This is a genomic window from Micromonospora sp. NPDC048170 (assembly GCF_040652795.1).
Classification (GTDB): Bacteria; Actinomycetota; Actinomycetes; order Mycobacteriales; family Micromonosporaceae; genus Micromonospora.
Window position 1 is genome coordinate 136,208 of sequence record NZ_JBEZMR010000005.1, and the last position, 16,254, is coordinate 152,461.

15 protein-coding genes are annotated in these 16,254 nt (G+C 70.8%); 8 read left to right on the forward strand and 7 right to left on the reverse strand.

Going from position 1 to position 16,254, the window contains the following annotated elements; translation table 11 throughout:
* Window positions 1-37 precede the first annotated feature (37 nt).
* The gene (locus AB0D32_RS11155) at window positions 38-922 is read right to left on the reverse strand and encodes a LysR family transcriptional regulator (RefSeq protein ID WP_357088082.1); all 885 of its coding nucleotides are present in this window, start codon (window positions 920-922) and stop codon (window positions 38-40) included.
* Window positions 923-1,008: 86 nt separating this feature from the next.
* Between AB0D32_RS11155 and AB0D32_RS11160 the strand changes: the two genes are divergently transcribed.
* Window positions 1,009-1,371, forward strand: coding sequence for a DUF1801 domain-containing protein (locus tag AB0D32_RS11160; RefSeq protein ID WP_357087775.1), 363 nt, complete (start codon window positions 1,009-1,011; stop codon window positions 1,369-1,371).
* Window positions 1,368-1,787, forward strand: coding sequence for a VOC family protein (locus AB0D32_RS11165; protein ID WP_357087778.1), 420 nt, complete (start codon window positions 1,368-1,370; stop codon window positions 1,785-1,787). The genes AB0D32_RS11160 and AB0D32_RS11165 overlap by 4 nt, the downstream gene beginning before the upstream one ends.
* On the opposite strand, the gene AB0D32_RS11170 is transcribed toward AB0D32_RS11165, so the two are convergent.
* A complete protein-coding gene (locus AB0D32_RS11170) occupies window positions 1,774-2,079 on the reverse strand; it encodes a 4a-hydroxytetrahydrobiopterin dehydratase (protein WP_357087781.1) in 306 nt (101 codons plus the stop codon). The genes AB0D32_RS11165 and AB0D32_RS11170 overlap by 14 nt on opposite strands.
* A gap of 183 nt (window positions 2,080-2,262) precedes the next feature.
* Between AB0D32_RS11170 and AB0D32_RS11175 the strand changes: the two genes are divergently transcribed.
* A complete protein-coding gene (locus tag AB0D32_RS11175) occupies window positions 2,263-2,700 on the forward strand; it encodes a (deoxy)nucleoside triphosphate pyrophosphohydrolase (protein ID WP_357087783.1) in 438 nt (145 codons plus the stop codon).
* Between the two features lie 75 nt (window positions 2,701-2,775).
* Here AB0D32_RS11175 and AB0D32_RS11180 read toward each other — a convergent pair whose 3' ends face one another.
* The 5 genes from AB0D32_RS11180 to AB0D32_RS11200 form a co-directional block, all read right to left on the reverse strand.
* The gene (locus AB0D32_RS11180) at window positions 2,776-3,873 is read right to left on the reverse strand and encodes a succinate dehydrogenase/fumarate reductase iron-sulfur subunit (protein ID WP_357087787.1); all 1,098 of its coding nucleotides are present in this window, start codon (window positions 3,871-3,873) and stop codon (window positions 2,776-2,778) included.
* Between the two features lie 4 nt (window positions 3,874-3,877).
* Window positions 3,878-5,827, reverse strand: coding sequence for a fumarate reductase/succinate dehydrogenase flavoprotein subunit (locus AB0D32_RS11185; protein ID WP_357087789.1), 1,950 nt, complete (start codon window positions 5,825-5,827; stop codon window positions 3,878-3,880).
* A 12-nt stretch (window positions 5,828-5,839) separates the two neighbouring features.
* Window positions 5,840-6,661, reverse strand: a complete 822-nt coding sequence (locus AB0D32_RS11190; protein WP_357087791.1) for a hypothetical protein — start codon at window positions 6,659-6,661, stop codon at window positions 5,840-5,842.
* Between the two features lie 355 nt (window positions 6,662-7,016).
* Entirely contained in the window at window positions 7,017-8,459 is a 1,443-nt protein-coding gene (locus AB0D32_RS11195) for a metallopeptidase TldD-related protein (protein ID WP_357087793.1), read from the reverse strand.
* A gap of 54 nt (window positions 8,460-8,513) precedes the next feature.
* Window positions 8,514-9,950, reverse strand: a complete 1,437-nt coding sequence (locus AB0D32_RS11200) for a TldD/PmbA family protein (RefSeq protein WP_357087796.1) — start codon at window positions 9,948-9,950, stop codon at window positions 8,514-8,516.
* Between the two features lie 209 nt (window positions 9,951-10,159).
* Here AB0D32_RS11200 and AB0D32_RS11205 point away from each other — a divergent pair, with 209 nt between their 5' ends.
* The 5 genes from AB0D32_RS11205 to AB0D32_RS11225 all read left to right on the forward strand — a co-directional run bounded on the left by AB0D32_RS11205 (window position 10,160) and on the right by AB0D32_RS11225 (window position 16,232).
* Window positions 10,160-11,263 (forward strand): ABC transporter ATP-binding protein, encoded by a 1,104-nt coding sequence (locus AB0D32_RS11205; RefSeq protein WP_357087798.1) that lies wholly within the window; start codon window positions 10,160-10,162, stop codon window positions 11,261-11,263.
* A 55-nt stretch (window positions 11,264-11,318) separates the two neighbouring features.
* The gene (locus AB0D32_RS11210; protein ID WP_357087802.1) at window positions 11,319-12,380 is read left to right on the forward strand and encodes a dipeptide ABC transporter ATP-binding protein; all 1,062 of its coding nucleotides are present in this window, start codon (window positions 11,319-11,321) and stop codon (window positions 12,378-12,380) included.
* Window positions 12,377-13,378: an ABC transporter permease gene (locus AB0D32_RS11215; RefSeq protein WP_357087805.1), complete on the forward strand. Its 1,002-nt coding sequence runs from the start codon at window positions 12,377-12,379 to the stop codon at window positions 13,376-13,378. The genes AB0D32_RS11210 and AB0D32_RS11215 overlap by 4 nt, the downstream gene beginning before the upstream one ends.
* Window positions 13,379-13,390: 12 nt before the next feature.
* The gene (locus tag AB0D32_RS11220) at window positions 13,391-14,377 is read left to right on the forward strand and encodes an ABC transporter permease (RefSeq protein WP_357087808.1); all 987 of its coding nucleotides are present in this window, start codon (window positions 13,391-13,393) and stop codon (window positions 14,375-14,377) included.
* Between the two features lie 109 nt (window positions 14,378-14,486).
* Window positions 14,487-16,232: an ABC transporter substrate-binding protein gene (locus AB0D32_RS11225; RefSeq protein WP_357087811.1), complete on the forward strand. Its 1,746-nt coding sequence runs from the start codon at window positions 14,487-14,489 to the stop codon at window positions 16,230-16,232.
* Window positions 16,233-16,254: the final 22 nt, after the last annotated feature.

Here is a 16,254-nt window from a genome sequence, read left to right on the forward strand (position 1 = left end):
CCGGGCGCGCCAGCCCAAGATCACTCGAAGGCGCGCGTCAGGCCGTGTTCGCGTCGGTCGCGGCCCGGACGAACTCGTGGACCCGGGCCGTGCCGTTGCTCTCCCGCCAGACCAGGCCCCGCCGGATCGGCGGCGCGTCGCGGATGGGCACGTACGCCACGTCGGGGCGCGGGTAGTAGCGGCGGGTGTGCTCGCCTACCGGCAGCACACCCCGCCCCATGGCGACCAGCGTCAGCATCTCCGAGAAGGTGTTGCCCGCTGGTCCCTTCGGCACCGGCCGGCCCGCCGGGGTGTGCTCGGGGGTGCGGTCGCGCTTGAACTCCACCGAGGTCACCGCCGGGTACTGCACCACCGGGTGGTCGCCGAGCGTCTCCAGGGAGACGGACTCCTCCCGGGCCAGCGGGTGCCCGGCGGCCACCGCGAGCAGGCGCCGCTCCACCAGCAGCACCGGCCCGCAGGCCATCCCGTCGAAGGGGTACGCGGCCATCAGGATGTCGACCGAGCCGTCGAGCAGGCTCTGCCGGGAGTTGAAGAGCTGCACCTCGTGCACCTCGACCTGGCATTCGGGGTGGCGTTGCGAGAACAGGGTGACGGCCTTGAGTAGCGTCGGGGCGGTCCACTCGCCGAGGAAGGCGACCCGCAGCCGGCCGGTGACGCCCCGTCCCGCGTCGACGGCCCGGCGTACCGCGTCGTCGATGCCGGCGACCAGTGGCGCCAGGTCCTCGGCGAGCTGCCGGCCGATAGGGGTGAGCTGCACGACACGACTGGTGCGGGCGAACAGCGGGGCGCCGACGCGGCGCTCCAGCTTCTTGATCACGTGGCTGATCCGCCCGGTGGTCACCCGCAGGCGCACCGCCGTCCGGCCGAAGTGCAGCTCCTCGGCGAGGGTCAGGAAGGTCTCCAGCTCGTGTCGTTCCAGCACACCCTCGCCCATCGTTGAATCCGGCTCAACGATGGTAGTGCGATCGCGTCTTGGTCGGCGGGGCCGGCCGGCGGATCGTGAAGGGCATGGAAACGAAGACAGTGACCGACTACCTGGCCGGTCTCGACACGCCACTGCGGGAGATCGGCGAGAAGCTCCTCCCCGTCATCGAGGCGGCTCTGCCGGGAGCGACCGGCGCGATGTGGCACGGCCACCCGGTCTGGGGCCTGGGCGACCGGCCGGGCCAGCGCCCTGTCTGCCTGGTCAAGGCGTACGGCGCGTACGTCACCTTCGGGCTGTGGCGCGGCAGCGAGGTCGCCGACCCTTCGGGGCGGCTCGTCCCCGGCGCCCGGCAGATGGCCGCCGTCAAGCTGCGGACCCTCGCCGACGTCGACTCCGCCCTGTTCACCGACTGGCTGCGCCAGGCGCACGACCTGGAGGTGGGATGAGCGCGGTGCGGGTCACGGGCTTCGACCACCTGGTGCTCAACGTGACCGACGTCGAACGCGCGCTGGGCTTCTACTGCGGTCTGCTCGGCCTGGCCCCGGTGCGGGTCGACGAGTGGCGGGCCGGCACGGTCCCGTTCCCCTCAATACGGGTCGACGCGGGGACCATCATCGACCTCGTCCGCCGGGACCGGGGCGAAGCCAACGTCGACCACTTCTGCCTGGTGGTCGAGCCGCTCGACTGGGCGGAGGTGGTCGGCTCGGGCGTCTTCACGGTGATCGAGGGCCCGGTGGGCCGGTTCGGCGCGCGCGGGAGCGCCACCTCGCTCTATGTGCGGGACCCGGACGGCAACTCCGTCGAGTTGCGCTGGTATCCGCAGGACGTGGCGGGAGCCGGCGTGCGGTTCAGGACTGGGTGACCGCGCGGTAGGCGTCCTCGATGCGGGCGGCCAGCAGGACCTCGCCCTCGGTCAGCGGCGCATTGCCGTGCCCGACCCGGATCTGGGTCTCGTCGGCCCGGCGGCTGATCTCGGGGCGCAGGTGCAGCGAGTCGGCGACCACCTTCACCCGCTCGGTGAGGGCCGCGTGCTGCGTGTCGTCGATGCTGAGGGTCCGTCGGATCTGCTCACCCTCCCGGATCCAGCCGGTGAGGAGGGTGAGAGCGTCGCTGAGGTAGTCGTGCTTGGATCGGCCGCTGAACAGCGCGCGCATCACCGCACCTCCCAGGCGTCGTTGCCGGCTTGTGGCCAAATCGTCGCCGTCCCGTGTCTTGTCGGTGCCGTCTAGTCTGTCCTCACATGCTGGGTGTGTCCACGCCCACACTTCCGGGTTCTCCTGCCCTGACGGTCGGCCACGGTACCCAAACCGCCTATTGATCTGGCACGCTGGACGCCCGTGCGGACCGAACGGGCTAATGGCGGAGGGCAGGCCGAGCGACGGGACCTCAGGGTGATCGTCGGGGCGGCGATCATCAGGGACGGTCGGGTGCTCGCCTGCGCCCGTTCCGCCCCGCCCGAGGTGGCGGGCATGTGGGAGTTCCCCGGCGGCAAGGTGGAGCCGGGCGAGAGCGAGACCGCCGCGCTCGCCCGCGAGTGCGCCGAGGAACTGGCCGTCCGCGTGGAGATCGGCGACCGGGTGGGTCGCAACGTCCGGATGGCCCACGGCCGCTCGGTGCTCAAGGTGTACGCGGCCCGCCTGCTGCACGGTGACCAGCCGCAGGCCCTGGAACACTCGGCGCTGCGCTGGCTCTCCGCCGACGAACTCGACAGCGTCACCTGGCTCCCCGCCGACGCGCCCATCGTCGCCGCCCTCCGGCCCATCCTCTCGGCCTGAACGGAAGCGGACACCCGGGCCGAAAATGGACGGGGGCCGGCGGCATCAGCCGCGGCCCCCGTCATTTCAGCGCACTCAGTGCTTGTCCTGCTCCGGGTGGGCGAAGTTCAGGTGCTCCGGCGGCAGCGGGAACCTCACGTCGTCGCCGAACGGCGACGGCGCCGCCGCCCGGTCGAACGTGAGCTCCGTCAACGGCAGCCTGCCGCGGTCGTCGACAGCCGGCGCGGTCGGCCTCGGCACCTCACGGTCCCAGTTGACCCCGCTCTGCGCCTGCCCCTCGGCCCGCTGGTCGTGCGAACCGCCCGCGTGCGAGTGCACGCCCCCGTGGGCCGCGCTGCCGCGCACCGCACCGCTGGCGTGCTCGCTGGTCACGATGGTCTGAGGCACCTGACCCCTCCGGAAGATCTTGCTACCAAGCCACACAAGGGGATCGTACCTGCGGTCGACGACCCGCTCCTTCATGGGGATGATCCCGTTGTCCGTGATCTTGATGTGCTCGGGGCAGACCTCGGTGCAGCACTTGGTGATGTTGCAGAATCCGAGGCCCTGCTCGGCGTGCGCGTACTCCTTGCGGTCGGTCTTCGCGTCGAGCGGGTGCATGTCCAGCTCGGCTGCCCGGATGAAGTACCGCGGCCCGGAGAACGCCTGCTTGTTCTCGTCGTGGTCACGGATGACGTGGCAGACGTTCTGGCACAGGAAGCACTCGATGCACTTGCGGAACTCCTGCGAGCGTTCCACGTCGACCTGCTGCATCCGGTACTCGCCGGGAGCCAGCTCGGCCGGCGGCGCGAACGCGGGCGTCTCCCGGGCCTTCTCGTAGTTGAACGAGACGTCGGTGACCAGGTCCCGGATCACCGGGAAGGTGCGCAGCGGGGTGACCGTGACCGTCTCGTCCTCCGCGAAGGTGGACATCCGGGTCATACAGCTCAGCCGGGGCTTGCCGTTGATCTCCATCGAGCAGGAGCCGCACTTGCCGGCCTTGCAGTTCCAGCGGCAGGCCAGGTCGGGGGCGTCGGTCGCCTGGAGCCGGTGGATGACGTCGAGGACGACCTCGCCCTCGTTCACCTCGACCGCGTAGTCCTGGAGGTCGCCGCCGTTCTCGTCGCCGCGCCAGATGCGGAACTGGCGCTTCGCGCCCGGCCGGCCGGGCGCCGGGGAGTTCTGCTTACCCATTGCGTCAGCGCTCCTTCTCGGTCTCGACGTCGGCGACGTGAGCGTCGAACTCGGCGAGCTCCTCGTCCGTGAGGTACTTGGCCAGCTCCGCGCGGTCGAAGAGGCCGATCAGCTCCGGGCGCATCTTCGGCAGCGGCTTGCGATCCAGGCGCACCGTGTCGCCTTCGAGGGAGCAGACCAGGTTGACCCGGCGCCACGTCGGGTCCATCGCCGGGTGGTCCTCCCGGGTGTGGCCGCCGCGCGACTCCCGCCGCTCCAGCGCGGCCTTCGCCGTGCACTCCGAGACCACCAGCATGTTGCGCAGGTCGAGCGCCAGGTGCCAGCCCGGGTTGTAGCGTCGGCCGCCGCTCGCGCTGACCTTCGCCACCCGCTCCCGCAGCTCCGCCAGCCGCGCCAGGGCGTCCACCAGCTCGCCCTCGCGCCGGATGATGCCGACCAGATCCCCCATCACCGCCTGGAGGTCCTGCTGGAGGGTGTACGGGTTCTCGCCGGTGTCCCGCTGCAACGGCGCCAGGGCCGTCTCCACGGCGGCCTCCACGGCGGCGATGCCCACCTTCGGGCGCGCGGGGAGGCTGTCGGCGTACGAGGCGGCGTGGCCGCCCGCGCGCTTGCCGAACACCAGCAGGTCGGACAGGGAGTTGCCGCCGAGCCGGTTGGAGCCGTGCATCCCGCCGGACACCTCGCCCGCCGCGAAGAGCCCCCGCACGTGGCCGAACGCCGCCCCGCTGTCCGGGTCGACCTCGATGCCGCCCATCACGTAGTGACAGGTGGGCCCGACCTCCATCGGCTCCTTGGTGATGTCGACGTCGGCCAGCTCCTTGAACTGGTGGTACATCGACGGCAGGCGGCGACGGATCTCCTCCGCCGGCAGGCGGGAGGCGATGTCCAGGTAGACGCCGCCCGCCGGGGTGCCCCGGCCGGCCTTGACCTCGCTGTTGATCGCCCGGGCCACCTCGTCGCGCGGGAGTAGCTCCGGGGGGCGCCGGTTGTTGTCCGGATCCTTGTACCAGCGGTCCGCCTCGGCCTCGTTGTCCGCGTACTGCTTGCGGAAGACGTCGGGGACGTAGTCGAACATGAACCGCTTGCCGTCGGAGTTCTTCAGCACGCCGCCGTCGCCGCGCACCGACTCGGTGACCAGGATGCCCTTCACCGAGACGGGCCAGACCATGCCGGTCGGGTGGAACTGGAGGAACTCCATGTTGATCAGCGTCGCGCCAGCCCGCAGCGCCAGCGCGTGCCCGTCACCCGTGTACTCCCAGGAGTTCGAGGTGACCTTGTAGGACCTGCCGACACCGCCGGTCGCCAGCACCACCGACGGCGCCTCGAACAGGACGAACTCGCCGGACTCCCGGTAGTAGCCGAACGCCCCGGCGACCCGGTCGCCGTCGAGCAGCAGCTCGGTGATGGTGGTCTCGGCGAAGACCTTGATCCGGGCGTCGTACGAGCCGTGGTCCCGCTTGTCCTCCTGCTGGAGCGAGACGATCTTCTGCTGGAGGGTGCGGATCAGCTCCAGGCCGGTCCGGTCGCCGACGTGCGCCAGCCGGGGATACTCGTGGCCACCGAAGTTGCGCTGCGAGATCTTCCCGTCCTTCGTACGGTCGAAGAGCGCGCCGTACGTCTCCAGCTCCCAGATCCGCTGCGGCGACTCCTTCGCGTGCAGCTCGGCCATCCGGAAGTTGTTGAGGAACTTGCCGCCGCGCATCGTGTCGCGGAAGTGCACCTGCCAGTTGTCCCGGCTGTTCACGTTGCCCATCGCGGCGGCGGCGCCGCCCTCGGCCATCACCGTGTGCGCCTTGCCGAAGAGCGACTTGGAGATGATCGCCGTCTTCTTGCCGGCGAGCCGGGCCTCGATCGCCGCGCGCAGGCCGGCGCCGCCGGCCCCGATCACGACGACGTCGTAGTGGTGTCGTTCGATTCGCGTGGTGGAGCTCGTGTGGTGGTGAGGATTGGTCATGTCAGGGGCCCTCTAGTTGATGAACCGCAGGTCGTTGAACCAGCCGGCCGCGACCGCCATGACGTAGAAGTCCGTCAGGGCCAGCGTGCCGAGGGTGATCCAGGCGAGCTGCATGTGCCGGACGTTCAGGGCGGAGACGAAGGTCCAGGCCCGGTAGCGCACCGGGTGCTTGGAGAAGTGCTTCAGCCGCCCGCCGATGATGTGCCGGCACGAGTGGCAGGAGATCGTGTACGCCCACAGCATGACCACGTTGCCGAGCAGGATGATGTTGCCCAGCCCGAACCCGAAGCCCTTCGGTGAGTGGAAGGCCAGGATCGCGTCCCAGGTGTTGATCAGCGAGATGATCGCCGCGGCGTAGAAGAAGTAGCGGTGCAGGTTCTGGCCGAGCAGCGGGAAACGGGTCTCGCCGCTGTAGGACTGGTGCCCGTCCGGCACGGCGCAGGCCGGCGGCGACAGCCAGAACGACCGGTAGTACGCCTTGCGGTAGTAGTAGCACGTGAGCCGGAACAGCAGCAGGAACGGCAGCGTCAGCGCGGCATCCGGGATGATCCACCAGCCCGGCAGGAACCGTCCGAAGTGGGACGCCTCCTCGATGCACCGGTCCGTCACGCAGGGGGAGTAGAACGGGGTCAGGTAGTGGAAGTCCTCGACCCAGTACCACTTGTGCATGAAGACCCGGACCGTCGCGTACGCGATCCACGCGCCGAGCCCGATCACGGTGATCAGCGGGGCGAGCCACCAGCGGTCGGTACGCAACGTCTTCGCCGCGATGGCGGCGCGCGCCCGCCCTCCCCGCGGCCTGAGGGTCGGCGGCGTGGCCGACGTTGATGTCATCTGAGTCGTCTCCCTGACGGGGCCCGCAGGTGCGGGCGGATCAAGTTCGGTCGGCACGCGGACCGGCGAACCCGCACCCGCTTGCCACGTCATGCGCACACCAACGACCGCGCCGACGATCCGGCGCAGCTAAGTGACACACGTTACGCCGATCTTTGCGAGCCGTCCGCGCAAGGCAGTGTCCCGTGTGTTTCGGCCGGTGGAAAGCCCCGAACGATGATCGATGTCCGGATGTTAAGAACCTCACCAGGCGCCTGTCCGGCGTACGGCGGCGACTCACCCGGAAGCGTCACCGGCCGGAGTCCGTCGTGGAGGGCGCGCTGCCGGGGTCGGCAGCCGCCGCCGCGCGACGGGCTCAGCCGGAGGCGCCGCCCGTGAAGTTCCACGAGGCGAGCCGCAGCGGCGGCGCCTCCCACCACACCCCGTCCAGCCGGTCCGGCTGGCGCACCGCCCGTCGTCCCACTCCGAGCACCGCGCCCGGGCCGAGGGCGCGGGGATAGGACTCGGTGAAGCGCAGGTCGCGGACGGCCCGGGTGACCACGCCGTCCTCGATCAGCCAGACGCCGTTGCGGGTCAGGCCGGTGAGGACCAGGCTCAGCGGATCGAGCACCCGGGTGTACCAGAGGTCGCTGACCAGCAATCCTCGCCGCACCCGCCCGACCAGCGCGGCGGTGTCCGCGTCGACCACCGCCCCCGGCACGCCCCCGGCTGCTCCCGCCGCGCCGCCGGGTGTCGCGTCGGCCGGCGTCGCATTGGCCGATCCGCCGATGGTGGTGGCCCCGGCCGGTGCGGCGGGACGCAGGCGCAGGTTGCGGGCCATCGGACCCCAGGCGGGGGCACCGGGCGACGCGTGCCCGGTCGAGGCCGCGCCGACCTCGGCGGCGGTACGCCGGTCGTGCGCCACCGCCCGCGTGGTGCCCGCCTCCACGAGGGTCAGCGCCCGCCGGGGCGTGCCCTCGGCGTCGAACGGCAGCCCGGAGCCGCCGAGCGGATCGTCGACCAGCGTGACCGCCGGGTCGAACTGGGCCGCCCCCGGCTCGGCGAAGGACTGCCGCTCGGCGTACCGCTTGCCGTTGAAACCGTGCCAGGCGAGATTCTGGAGCAGGTCGGCGACCGCGGCCGGCTCCAGCACGACCTCGTAGCGGCCGGGCGGCAGCTCCACCGGGTCGACCGCCGCGCGGGCCCTGGCCGAGGCCCGGGCGCCGAGCGCGGCACCGTCGACATCGGCCAGCCGGTCGGCGTGGAGCCGGGCCACGCCGTCCGAGCCGCCCGTGCGGGCGATGCCGTCCATCGAGGCCTCGGCGGCGCGACCCTGCGCCGTGTGCCCGGCCGAGTTGGCGAACGCCGAGGAGCGGTGCGCCGTGCGGCAGTAGCCGGCCGCCTCCAGCCCGCCGGCCGCCGCCACGAAGGCGCGTACCCGCTCGGCCCGCTCGTCCGGCTCGGCGTGTGCCGTGGCCTCGTCGACGGCCACGGCGGACGGTGTCGGTGCCGGCGGGGCGAGCCCGGGCCAGGCCGGGTCGGGCGGGCAGAGCCGCGCCGCGGCGAGGGTGCGCTCGACCAGCGCGGTCAGCCCCTCGGTGGTGACCACGCTGCCGTTGCCGGCGGCCGTACGCCCGTTGACGTGCAGCCGTAGCCGCACCCCGATGCCGGACTCGGCCACGTTCTGGTGGATGAAGGAGTTGGCGAACCGGGTCAGCGCCAGATCGGACCGGGTGACCACGGCCTCGGCCTGTGCGTCGGGCCCGCCGAGGCGTCGGACCAGCTCCACCAGCCGACCGGCGATCTCCAGCTCACTCATGCCGCATCCCTCGCTCACCGGTGTATCTCTCCTTCGCGGTTGCGGGACCCGCCCTCACGCGCGGACTCCCACGCGGACGTCGCGGAAGCGCGCCGGAGCGGCCGGGTGGCCGGTGTGGCCGGTCTGCCCCGGCTGGCCCTTGCCGCAGTTCGGGGTGCCCCACGCGACGGTCTCCGAGGAGAGCATGTCCATGGACCGCCAGAAGAGCGGCCCGATGCCGGTGTAGGTGGGGTTGCGCAGCATTCGCCCCCGCCGGCCCTTCTTCACCTCCCAGCCGATCTCGCAGCCGAACTGGAAGTTGAGCCGTTTGTCGTCGATGGACCAGGAGCGGTTGACGTCCATCAGCACCCCGTCGTCGGTCGCGGCGACGATCTCCTCCAGGGTGTGCGGGCCGGGCTCCAGGCCCACGTTGGTCATCCGCACCATCGGCAGCCGGGCCCAGCCGTCGGCGCGTACGCTGCCGCCGTGGTCCAGGCCGGCGACGGCGGCCGAGTCGCGGCCGGCGAGCACACCCACCCACCGCCCCTCGCGCACCGCGTCCCGCCGCACGGCGGGGGAGCCCTCGTCGTCGAAGCCGAAACTGCCCAACGCGCCGGGGATGGTCGGGTCGATGGTGACGTTCATCAGCTCGGAGCCGTAGCGCAGCGAACCGAGCTGGGTCAGGTCCAACCAGGAGGTGCCGGCGAAGGCGGCCTCCCAGCCGAGGATCCGGTCCAGCTCGATGGCGTGCCCGACCGACTCGTGGATCTGGAGGGCGAGCTGCTCGCCGCCGAGGATCAGGTCGGTCTCCCCGGCGGGGCAGGGCGGCGCGGTGAGCAGCGCCCGCGACTCCTCGGCGATCCGCGCCGCGTGCGCGGCCAGGTCGAGTGACTCGACCAGCTCCCACCCCGTGGTGCCGTACTGGCCGCGGTAGCTGGGATAGGAACGGCGCTGGGTCTCGCCGTCGCCGACGGAGGTGGCGGAGATCCCGCCGCCGCACTCCCGGATGCGCTGGTCGATCCGGTGCCCCTCACTGGAGACGAACCACTTGGCCGTGTCCCAGATCTGGTAGAGGCCCTCGGCCACGTCGGCGCCGTGTTCCGCCATGGCCCGGGTCGCCCCGACCAGCAGGTCGCCCTTGTCGGAGAGTGGCACGCCGAGGGGGTCGACCGCGCAGGGGGAGGCCCAGCTCGCGGTGACCGCCTCGGCCGGCACCAGGTCGATCGGCGGCCCCGGCACCCGCGCGCTCGCGGCGGCGATCCGCGCGGCGCGCCGGCCGGCCTCGCGGGCGGCGGCGTCCGACAGGTCCGGTACGGCGTGGAAGCCCCAGCTCGAACCGACAAGTGCCCGGACGCCCAGCCCGATGCTCTCGTCCTGGGTCAGCTCCTCGACGTCGCCGTTGCGGGCCGACATCGACTCGTAGCGGCGGTGCATCACCCGCGCGTCGGCGTAGCGGGCTCCCGCGTCGAGCGCGGCCTGCACGGCGGCGGTAGCAGCGTCGAACTCGGTCATGCGCCCGACCCTAGGCGAGCACACCGACATCCGTCAGGGGACGAGCTGCTCCGGGACGTTCCAGTTGTGGCCGTGGATGTGCTGGTGAGGGGTATTCACGCCCGTTGCAGAGTCGTTACGCTGTGGCCCGCTGACAGTCCCCGCTTATGTAGCTTATTTTCACCCTCAGTGCTTTCCTGTAAGTTCTCTTCGTCACTGAGGGAGGCGTCGTGGACAGGCCGGAGTCGGCGCCGTCCGGGAAACCGGACCGCCCCAGCGTGCCGGAGCAGCGCTCCGGCCAGGATCCCTACCTGCGGGTGAGCGACCTGCGGGTCCGCTTCGACACCGAAGACGGCGTGGTGCGCGCCGTCGACGGGGTGTCGTTCGAGGTGGCCCGCGGACGCACCCTCGGCATCGTCGGCGAGTCCGGCTCCGGCAAGAGCGTCACCTCGCTGGCGATCCTCGGGCTGCACAACACCAAGCGGGCCGACATCACCGGGGAGATCTCCGTCGGCGGCCGCCAACTGGTCGGCCTGCCGGACGAGGAGGTACGCCGGCTGCGCGGCCGGGACATGGCGATGATCTTCCAGGATCCGCTGTCGGCGCTGCACCCGTACTTCACGGTGGGCAGGCAGATCGCCGAGGCGTACCGGGTGCACCACCCGAAGGCCGGCAAGCGCGAGGCCCGGCAGCGCGCGGTGGACATGCTGGGCCGGGTCGGCATCCCGCAGCCGGGCCGCCGCTTCGACCAGTACCCGCACGAGTTCTCCGGGGGCATGCGGCAGCGGGCGATGATCGCCATGTCGCTGGTCAACGACCCGGACCTGCTGATCGCCGACGAGCCGACCACCGCCCTGGACGTGACGGTGCAGGCACAGATCCTCGACCTGCTGGCCGACCTCCAGGCCGAGTTCCACTCCGCGATCATCCTGATCACCCACGACCTGGGCGTGGTCAGCCAGGTCGCGGACGAGGTGCTGGTCATGTACGGCGGGCGGGCCGTCGAGCACGGCAGCGTCGAGCAGGTGCTCCGCCGGCCGCAGCACCCGTACACCTGGGGCCTGCTCTCCAGCGTGCCGTCGCTGCACGGCGACGCGGACGCGGACCTGGTGCCGATCAAGGGCAACCCGCCGAGCCTGATCAACCTGCCGTCCGGCTGCGCCTTCCACCCGCGCTGCCGGTACGCCGACCGCAACGGCGACCGGTCCCGCACGGAGGTTCCCGAGCTGCGTCCGGCGGGCGCACCCGGCCACCTGGTGGCCTGTCACCTGTCCGCCGACGACCGGACGCGGCTGTACGCGGAGGACATCGCACACGTGGGGGTGGCCCGATGAGCGCGAGGAATGCAGCGGAGCGGAGTCCCGCAGTCGCGAACGCAGGTGAACCCCGATGAGTGCCCAGGCCGACACCGATGAGCCGCTGCTGCGGGTGCGCGGGCTGGCCAAGCACTTTCCGGTACGCAGCGGTCTGCGGCGCACCGGGCTGGTCAAGGCCGTGGACGGCCTCGACTTCGACGTGCGCCCGGGCGAGACGCTCGGCCTGGTGGGCGAGTCCGGCTGCGGCAAGACGACCACCGGGCGGATGCTGGTACGCCTGCTGGAACCCACGGCGGGGAGCATCGAGTTCGCTGGGCGGGACATCACGCACGCCGGCCGCCGTGAGCTGCGTTCGTTGCGGCAGGACCTCCAGATCATCTTCCAGGACCCGTACGCCTCGTTGAATCCCCGGCACACCGTCGGCCGGATCGTGGCGATGCCGTTGCAGGTCAACGGGATCATCCCGCCGGGCGGGGTGAAGAAGCGGGTCCAGGAGCTGCTGGAACTGGTCGGGCTGAACCCGGAGCACTACAACCGCTACCCGCACGAGTTCTCCGGCGGGCAGCGGCAGCGCATCGGCATCGCCCGTGCCCTGGCGTTGCGCCCGAAGCTGATCGTCGCCGACGAGCCCGTCTCCGCCCTGGACGTGTCGATCCAGGCGCAGGTGGTGAACCTGCTGCGCGACCTGCAACGCGACCTCGACCTGGCGTTCGTCTTCATCGCCCACGACCTGGCCGTGGTGCGGCACTTCTGCCAGCGGGTCGCCGTCATGTACCTCGGCAAGGTCGTCGAGATCGGCGACCGGGACGACATCTACGAACGCCCGCAGCATCCGTACACCCGGGCGCTGCTCTCGGCGATCCCCGACGTCACCCAGCTCGGCGCGGCGGGCCGGATCCGGCTCTCCGGGGACGTTCCGACGCCGCTGGACCCGCCGTCGGGTTGCCGCTTCCGCACCCGGTGCTGGAAGGCGCAGGAGCGGTGCGCCACCGAGGAACCGGCACTGGTGTCGCGCGGCGGCGACCAGGCCACCGCCTGCCACTTCCCGGAGACGGGGCCGGTCGGCGACGACGCGCGGCCGGCGGGTCCCGAGGCGACCGGGGCCGGCACGACCGTCGAGGAGGTGTCGAGATGAGCCTGTCCCCGGCCGAGGGCACGGCGCTGGCCGAGATCGAGTCCGGCGGTGCCGACGGTGAGCAGAAGACGCTGGTCGGCCGCTCGCCGGGCCAGCTCGTCCGGAGCCGGCTGCGAGGCGACCGTACCGCCCTGGTGAGCGGCGTGGTGCTGGTCTTCTTCGTGCTGCTGGCGGTGGGTGCGCCCCTGGTCCAGCGGCTCTACGGGGTGTCGCCGAACGAGCAGTTCGGCGACCTGCTGGACAGCACCGGGATGCCGCTGGGATACGTGGGTGGGATCAGTGGTGACCACTGGTTCGGCCTGGAGCCCGGCCTGGGCCGGGACATCTTCATCCGGATGATCTTCGGCATCCGCACCTCGCTGCTGATCGCGCTCGGCGCCGCCCTGATCACCACCGCGATCGGCGTGGTCCTCGGGATCCTCGCCGGCTACCTCGGCGGGGTGGTGGACGCGGTGATCAGCTGGATCACCGACGTCGCCCTGGCGATGCCGTTCCTGATCTTCGCGCTGGCCGTGGTGCCGACGTTCTCGCTGCGCTTCTACGGCCCGCGCGACGAGGTGCCGACCTGGTTCGCGGTCACCACGCTGATCGTGGTCTTCACCGCGTTCGGCTGGACCAGCACCGCCCGGCTGGTCCGCGGGCAGGTGGTGTCGCTGCGCGAACGCGAGTTCGTCGAGGCGGCGAAGGCCAGCGGCGCGGGACTGGCGCACATGCTCTTCCGGCAGTTGCTGCCGAACATCTGGGCCCCGATCCTGGTGTCGTTCTCGCTGCTGGTGCCCTCGTACGTGACCAGCGAGGCGGCGCTGTCGTTCCTCGGCGTCGGCCTGCCCGAGTCCGTGCCCAGCTTCGGCCGGATGATCTACCGGAGCATCGACTACCTGCAGACCGACCCGGCGTACGTCTTCTTCCCGGGCATCACGATCTTCGCGCTGGTGCTGGCGTTCAACCTCTTCGGCGACGCGTTGCGTGACGCGCTCGACCCGAAGTCGTCACGGTAAGGGGTTCTGCGCATGATGCGCTTCCTGCTGAAGCGGATGCTGCTGGCGATCTCGGTGCTGTTCGCGGTGAGTGTGGTCAGCTTTCTGTTGTTCTTCGCGCTGCCAGCCGACCCGGTGACCGGCATGTGCCCGAAGAACTGCAACGCCGAGCGACTGGAGCGGGTGCGGACCGAGCTGGGGCTCAACGACCCGAAGCTGGAGCAGTACGCCAACTACATGAAGGGCATCTTCGTCGGCCGCGATCTGGGCAGCGCGCAGGGCGGTGAGTGCGCGGCGCCCTGCCTCGGCTACTCGTACGTCAACAGCGAGGCGGTCACCGACACCTTCGCCCGGGTGCTGCCGGTGACGTTGAGCATCGTCCTGCCGGCCGCGGTGCTGTGGCTCGCCATCGGCGTCGGGCTCGGCATGGTCTCGGCGCTGCGGCGCGGTTCGCTGCTGGACCGGATCTCGATCGGCCTCACCCTGACCTTCGCCTCGCTCCAGCTCTACTTCGTCGGCGCGGTGCTGTTGCTGATCTTCGTCTACACCCTGAAGATCCTGCCCACGCCGCGGTACACGTCGTTGTTCGAGAATCCGGTGGAGTGGGCGCGGGGGCTGGTGCTGGCCTGGGTCACCCTGGCGCTGCTCTTCTCCGCGATCTACGCACGGCTGTCGCGGGCGCAGATGCTGGAGACGCTCTCGGAGGACTACGTGCGCACCGCCCGGGCCAAGGGCATGCCGAAACGGCAGGTGTACGGGAAGCACGCGCTGCGCGCGGCGATCACGCCGATCGTCACCATCGCCGGTCTCGACGTGGGCACGGCGCTCGGCGGCACGGTGATCACCGAGACCACCTTCGGCATCCAGGGGCTGGGGCGTACGGCGGTGGAGGCGGTCAGGCAGGGGGACCTGCCGACCATCATGGCCACCGTGCTGATCTCCGCACTGTTCGTGGTCGTCGCCAACATGCTCGTCGACCTGCTCTACGCGTTCATCGACCCCCGGGTACGCCTCGGCTGACCCGCCGTGTCCCGGGTGCCGATCGTTGTGGCCCCGTTATCCGATTGAAATCTACCGAACTGGAAATCTACGCGAAGCTTTCCTTCATCGGTGATCCGGAGGAGTGAGTATGCGAGCAAGGCGCGTCACCGCCCTGGGCGGTGCGATCGCACTGATGGTTTCCCTCAGTGCGTGCAGCGAGAACACCGGCGACGACACTGGCGGCGTGGACACCACCAAGCCGCGCACCGGTGCCATCGCGACCGACCCCAAGGACTCTCTCGGCCCGGCGCCGGAGGTGTCCGGCGCGACCAAGGGCGGCACGTTCTACATCCTGCGGGAGAACAAGATCTCCCACATGGACCCGCAGCGGATCTACTCGTTTGCCGGCCTGATGGGGAGCCAGCTCTACGCCCGCTTCCTCACCACGTTCAAGGACGACGGCAAGGGCAACGTCACCCTGGTCGGTGACCTGGCCGAGACCCCCGGCACCAACGTCAACAACGACTGCAAGGTCTGGGAGTTCAAGGTCAAGCAGGGGGTGAAGTTCGAGGACGGCCGGCCGATCACCAGCAAGGAGATCGCGTACGGCATCGCCCGGTCCTTCGACCCGGACCTCACCGGCGGCCCGACCTACCTCCAGGAGTGGCTGGTCGACAGCCCGCAGTACGACACCAAGTGGGACTTCAAGGCCAACAAGGCCTCGCTGCCGCCGGGGCTGACCACGCCCGACGAGCGGACCCTGCGCTTCGAGTTCAACAAGCCCCGCTGTGACCTGCCGTTCGCCGTCTCGCTGCCGGCCACCGCGCCGCTGCCGGCCGACAAGGACACCGGCGTCAACCTGGACAACCAGCCGTTCTCGTCGGGCCCGTACAAGATGACCAAGCACACGCCTGGCGTCGAGATCGTGCTCGAGCGCAACGAGCACTGGGACCCGGCCACCGACGCCGTGCGCCACCAGTACCCGGACAAGTTCATCTGGTCGCTGGGCGCGGACCAGGCCGCCCAGACCAACCGGGTGCTCGCCGGCACCGGCAACGACGCCGCGGCGGTCGCCACCGGCGGTGTCCCGTCGGAGCTGATCGCCAAGGTCACCGGCGACGCCGCCCTCAAGGCGCGGATGATCGTCGCGGCCACGCCGAACGCGTACCGGCTGAGCATCAACACCACCCGGGTCACCGACCTGAAGGTGCGCCAGGCGATCAACCACGCGATCGACCGCACCAGCATCACCAAGAACCTCGGCGGCCCCTACGGCGCCGTGCCACTGACCACGCTGCTGCCGCCCACCACGCTCGGCTACAAGCAGTTCGACGCGTACCCGGCCGGCGACAGCGGCAACGCGGAGAAGGCCAAGGAACTGCTCGCCGGCAAGACGCAGAACCTGGTGCTGCTCACCTCCGACGTGACCAGCTCCCAGGAGCGGGCGACCCAGATCAAGAACGCGCTGGAGAAGGCCGGCCTCACCGTGACGATCAAGACGATCCCGGAGGACGGCTACCTCGACACGGTCAAGAAGAAGGACAACCCGTACGACCTCTGGGTCGACTCGTGGGCGGCCGACTGGCCCAGCGGCGCCTCGATCCTGCCGGTGCTCTTCGACGGCCGCGGCATCAAGGCCGAGGGCAACAGCAACACCTCGCAGCTCAACAACGACGCGCTCAACGCGGAGTTCGACCGGGTGCTCGCGCTCGACCCGGCCAAGCAGGCCGACGAGTGGAGCAAGCTCGACGAGCGGCTGATGAAGGAGTCGGCACCGGCCGTGCCGCTCTACACCGAGGTGGTCTCCGTCGCCCACGGCGAGAAGGCCGGCGGCGTCTTCATCGGCAGCATCTTCGGCTGGCCGAGCTTCGTGGACGCCTACGTCAAGCAGTGACACCACCCGTACGGCCGTAACC

Bases quoted from the DNA above. Each gene is read 5' to 3' on its own strand.
- AB0D32_RS11160 (WP_357087775.1), top strand. From the start codon at position 1,009: ATGGAAACGAAGACAGTGACCGACTACCTGGCCGGTCTCGACACGCCA.
- AB0D32_RS11165 (WP_357087778.1), top strand. From the start codon at position 1,368: ATGAGCGCGGTGCGGGTCACGGGCTTCGACCACCTGGTGCTCAACGTG.
- AB0D32_RS11170 (WP_357087781.1), bottom strand. From the start codon at position 2,079: ATGCGCGCGCTGTTCAGCGGCCGATCCAAGCACGACTACCTCAGCGAC.
- AB0D32_RS11180 (WP_357087787.1), bottom strand. From the start codon at position 3,873: ATGGGTAAGCAGAACTCCCCGGCGCCCGGCCGGCCGGGCGCGAAGCGC.
- AB0D32_RS11185 (WP_357087789.1), bottom strand. From the start codon at position 5,827: ATGACCAATCCTCACCACCACACGAGCTCCACCACGCGAATCGAACGA.
- AB0D32_RS11190 (WP_357087791.1), bottom strand. From the start codon at position 6,661: ATGACATCAACGTCGGCCACGCCGCCGACCCTCAGGCCGCGGGGAGGG.
- AB0D32_RS11195 (WP_357087793.1), bottom strand. From the start codon at position 8,459: ATGAGTGAGCTGGAGATCGCCGGTCGGCTGGTGGAGCTGGTCCGACGC.
- AB0D32_RS11200 (WP_357087796.1), bottom strand. From the start codon at position 9,950: ATGACCGAGTTCGACGCTGCTACCGCCGCCGTGCAGGCCGCGCTCGAC.
- AB0D32_RS11210 (WP_357087802.1), top strand. From the start codon at position 11,319: ATGAGTGCCCAGGCCGACACCGATGAGCCGCTGCTGCGGGTGCGCGGG.
- AB0D32_RS11215 (WP_357087805.1), top strand. From the start codon at position 12,377: ATGAGCCTGTCCCCGGCCGAGGGCACGGCGCTGGCCGAGATCGAGTCC.
- AB0D32_RS11220 (WP_357087808.1), top strand. From the start codon at position 13,391: ATGATGCGCTTCCTGCTGAAGCGGATGCTGCTGGCGATCTCGGTGCTG.
- AB0D32_RS11225 (WP_357087811.1), top strand. From the start codon at position 14,487: ATGCGAGCAAGGCGCGTCACCGCCCTGGGCGGTGCGATCGCACTGATG.